Annotated in this window: 3 protein-coding genes; 1 reads left to right on the top strand and 2 read right to left on the bottom strand. The window is 68.0% G+C overall.

From position 1 onward, the window contains the following. Positions 1 to 2,307, bottom strand: a 2,307-nt coding sequence (gene acnA / locus QZ847_RS09590) for an aconitate hydratase AcnA (RefSeq protein ID WP_294355991.1), incomplete at its 3' end; no start/stop codon positions are given. A gap of 199 nt (positions 2,308 to 2,506) precedes the next feature. Here acnA and QZ847_RS09585 point away from each other — a divergent pair. Then, positions 2,507 to 3,040 carry a hypothetical protein gene (locus QZ847_RS09585; protein WP_294355989.1) on the top strand — a complete coding sequence of 178 codons (534 nt, stop codon included), beginning with the start codon at positions 2,507 to 2,509 and terminating at the stop codon, positions 3,038 to 3,040. Between the two features lie 14 nt (positions 3,041 to 3,054). On the opposite strand, the gene QZ847_RS09580 is transcribed toward QZ847_RS09585, so the two are convergent. Next, complete coding sequence (locus tag QZ847_RS09580; RefSeq protein WP_294355987.1) at positions 3,055 to 3,888, bottom strand: TIGR00266 family protein; 834 nt, start codon at positions 3,886 to 3,888, stop codon at positions 3,055 to 3,057. Positions 3,889 to 3,970: the final 82 nt, after the last annotated feature.

The following is a 3,970-nucleotide window of genomic DNA, read 5'->3' as shown; positions in this document are numbered from 1 at the left end:
GACCAGCGGCGTGCCGTCGGCCTTGTGGCGCATCGCCGCGTCGTAGATCGGCATGACCTCGCCATCGTAGCGGCTCATCCCGCCCTCGACGCCGGGGACCATCTCGTTCTTGATCCGGATATTGGCGAAGGTGCCGCGCACCATCACGTTGTCGTTGCCGCGACGCGCGCCGTAGCTGTTGAAGTCGCCGCGGCTGACCTGACGCTCCTGCAACCACTTGCCCGCCGGGCTGTCGGCCTTGATCGAGCCTGCCGGGCTGATGTGATCGGTGGTGATCGAGTCGCCCAGGATCGCAAGCGGCTTCGCCTCGATAATGTCGGTGACGGGCTTCGGCGTCATCTCCATGCCCTCGAAATAGGGCGGGTTGGCGATGTAGGTCGACGCCGCGGGCCAGCTGTAGGTGTCGGTACCCTCGACCGAGATGCCCTGCCACTTGGTGTCGCCGGCGTAGACGTTGCCGTAGCGGCTGCGGAACATGTTGTCGTCGATGTTGGCGGCCATGAGGTCGGCGACCTCCTGGTTGGTCGGCCAGATGTCCTTCAGATACACCGGGCCGTCGGTGCCTTCACCGATCGGCGTGTCGTTCATGTCGGTGGTGACGGTGCCCTTCAGCGCATAAGCGACGACGAGCGGCGGGCTGGCCAGGAAGTTCGCGCGCACGTCCGGCGACACGCGGCCTTCGAAGTTGCGGTTGCCCGAGAGCACCGAGGCGGCGACGAGGTCGTTCTCGTTGATCGCCTTGCTGATCGGGGCTGCGAGCGGACCCGAGTTGCCGATGCAGGTGGTGCAGCCGTAGCCGACGAGGTTGAACCCCATCGCGTCGAGGTCGGCCGACAGCCCGGCCTTGTCGAGGTAATCGGTCACGACCTGGCTGCCCGGCGCCAGCGAGGTCTTCACCCACGGCTTGGGCTTCAGCCCCAGTGCATTCGCCTTGCGCGCGACGAGACCGGCGGCGACCAGCACCGAGGGGTTGGAGGTGTTGGTGCAGCTGGTGATCGCGGCGATCACCACGTCGCCGTCGCCGATGTCGTGGTCGCGGTCATCGACCGCGACGCGCGCGGGGCGCTCCTTGTGGTAGATCTTGTGCAGGTCGCCGTTGAACACCTCGTCGACGGTGTCGAGGCTGACCTTGTCCTGCGGGCGCTTCGGACCCGCCAGGCTGGGGACGACACTGCCCATGTCGAGTTCGAGCGTGTCGGTGAAGATCGGATCGGGCGCGTCGGCGGCGCGCCAGAAGCCGTTCGCCTTCGCATAGGCCTCGGTCAGGGCGACCGTTTCCTCCGAACGCGCGGTCAGGCGCATGTAGTCGAGCGTCTTGTCGTCCACCGGGAAGAAGCCGCAGGTCGCGCCATACTCGGGCGCCATGTTGGCGATCGTCGCACGGTCGGCGAGCGTCATCTGGTCGAGGCCGGGGCCGTAGAATTCGACGAAGCGGCCGACGACGCCCTTGGCGCGCAGCATCTGCGTGACGGTCAGCACGAGGTCGGTCGCGGTAATGCCCTCGCGTAGCTGGCCGGTCAGCTTGAAGCCGACGACCTCGGGGATCAGCATCGACACCGGCTGGCCGAGCATCGCCGCCTCCGCCTCGATCCCGCCGACGCCCCAGCCGAGCACGCCCAGACCGTTCACCATCGTGGTGTGGCTGTCGGTGCCGACGAGCGTGTCGGGGTAGGCAATCGCGTTCTCGCCGGTTGCGTGCTCACCCGTCTCGGTTGAGGACCAGATCGCCTGGGACACGTACTCGAGGTTCACCTGGTGGCAGATGCCGGTGCCCGGCGGCACGACCTTGAAATTGTCGAGCGCCTTCGATCCCCACTTGAGGAACTCGTAGCGTTCGCCGTTGCGCTGATATTCGAGCTCGACGTTGTCGTCGAACGCCTTGGGCGTGCCGAATTCATCGACCATCACCGAGTGGTCGATGACGAGGTGGACGGGCACCTGCGGGTTGATCTTCGCCGGGTTGCCGCCGAGCTTGGTGATGGCGTCGCGCATCGCGGCGAGGTCAACGACGCAGGGAACGCCGGTGAAATCCTGCATCAGCACGCGCGCGGGGCGATACTGGATCTCGCGATCGGGCGAATTAGGGTTCTTCTGCCAGTCGACGATCGCCTGGATGTCGGCCTCGGTCACGGTGACGCCGTCCTCGAAGCGGAGCATGTTCTCCAGCAGCACCTTCAGCGAGAAGGGCAGGCGGCTGACGTCGCCGTATTTCGCCGCGGCCACGTCGAGCGCATAATAATCGTAGTTCTTGCCGCCGGCGGTGAGCGTCTTGCGGGCCTTCAGCGTGTCGTGGCCGATCGCGGTCATGGGGCGTCCTTTGCTGTTGCACCGGCGGGCTCGGGGAGGCGGGGGGACCCGCGCGGGCGCCGACGATAGCCTGATGGTTGGCCTGAATATAAGGTCGCCGCGGGCGATAGCAGTGTGTTGCGGATGCGAAAAGGGGCGCGCGTGCGGCTTTTTGTGTTCGCCCGCGTTGTGGCGCGAAATAGGGGGGGGGAGGGGCAGCGTGGCGCGCAAGCTGAAGGTGTTTCGCACGGCCGCGGGGTTCCACGACGCTTATGTCGCCGCGCCCAGCCGCAAGGCCGCGCTCGCCGCCTGGGGCGCCGAGCGCGATCTGTTCGCGCGCGGGGCGGCGGAGGAGGTGACCGACCCGGCGCTGATGGAGGAACCGCTCTCGCGGCCCGGCGAGGTCATCAAGCGGTCGCGCGGGAGTGCGGCGGAGCAGTTCGCGGCGCTACCGGCGGATCGGCCGAAGGCGAAGAAGCGCACCGCCAAGGTCGAGGCGCGAGAACCTGCGCCCGTGCGCGCGCCCAAGCCGTCGCGCGAGGCACTAGATGCCGCGCGGGACGCGATCGACACGGCGGAGCGCGCGTGGCGAAAGGAACAGCGCGAGCTTGCCGCCCGGCAGGCGGCGCTCGACCGCGAGCGGCGGAACGCAACCGAGCGGCACGAGCAGACGCTCGCCGAGTTGGAGAAGGCGAAGCGCCGCGCGCAGGAGGATTACGACGCCGGCCTTGCCCGCTGGCGCGAGACGCATTGATCCAAGCGTGGCGGTCAGTCGTTGCCGCCGACCCAGTCGCCGAACCCGCCGAGCACCGACCCCTCGCCGCGGTTGCCGCCGCGCCCGCCCGCGGCCTGGAGCATCCGCCCGGCCAAACGCGCAAACGGTAGCGACTGGACCCAGACGGTACCGGGCCCGCGCAACCGCGCGAAGAACGCGCCCTCGCCGCCGGTGAACATCGTGCGCACGCCGCCGACCGTGACGAGGTCGAAGTCGACCGAGGGCGTGTAGGCAGCGAGGCAGCCGGTATCGACGTGCAGTTCCTCGCCCGCGCGCAATTCGCGCTGCACGACGGTGCCGCCCATCTGCACGAACACCCAACCGTCGCCGTCCAACCGCTGCATCACGAAGCCTTCGCCGCCGAACAGGCCGGTCATGACGCGGCGCTGGAACGCGACGCCGATCTGCACGCCCTTGGCCGCGGCGAGGAAGCTGTCCTTCTGGCAGATCAGCGTGCCGCCCAGATCGGCGAGGCGGAGCGGCAGGATCGAGCCGGGGGTGGGCGAGGCAAAGGCGACACGCGCCTTGCCCGATCCTTGATGCGTGAACACGGTGGTGAACAGGCTCTCGCCCGTGACCAGCCGCTTGCCAGCACCTAGCAGCGCGCCCATGAAGCCGCCGCCCGAGCCCGACGAACTGCCGTCGCCGAACACGGTCGTCATCGCGATGCTGGCGTCCTTCCACACCATCGCGCCCGCTTCCGCAACCGCGCTCTCGCCGGGATCGAGCTCGATCTCGACGAACTGGAGCTCCTGGCCCTTGATATCGAAATCGACGTCGTCGGCAACGCCGTCGCGGCGCATGTGCGACCAGGGACTGTTGGGCATGGGGCAAGCTCCTCGTGAACCGTCAGTGTGTTATATGCATGCTACAGCGGTCGTGCAACGTGGAGCCGGGTTGATTCGCCGG

This window comes from uncultured Sphingomonas sp. (assembly GCF_913778135.1).
Taxonomy (GTDB): Bacteria; Pseudomonadota; Alphaproteobacteria; order Sphingomonadales; family Sphingomonadaceae; genus Sphingomonas.
The sequence above is the reverse complement of the archived record's forward strand: the minus strand, read 5'-3'. Positions and strand labels throughout refer to the sequence as shown.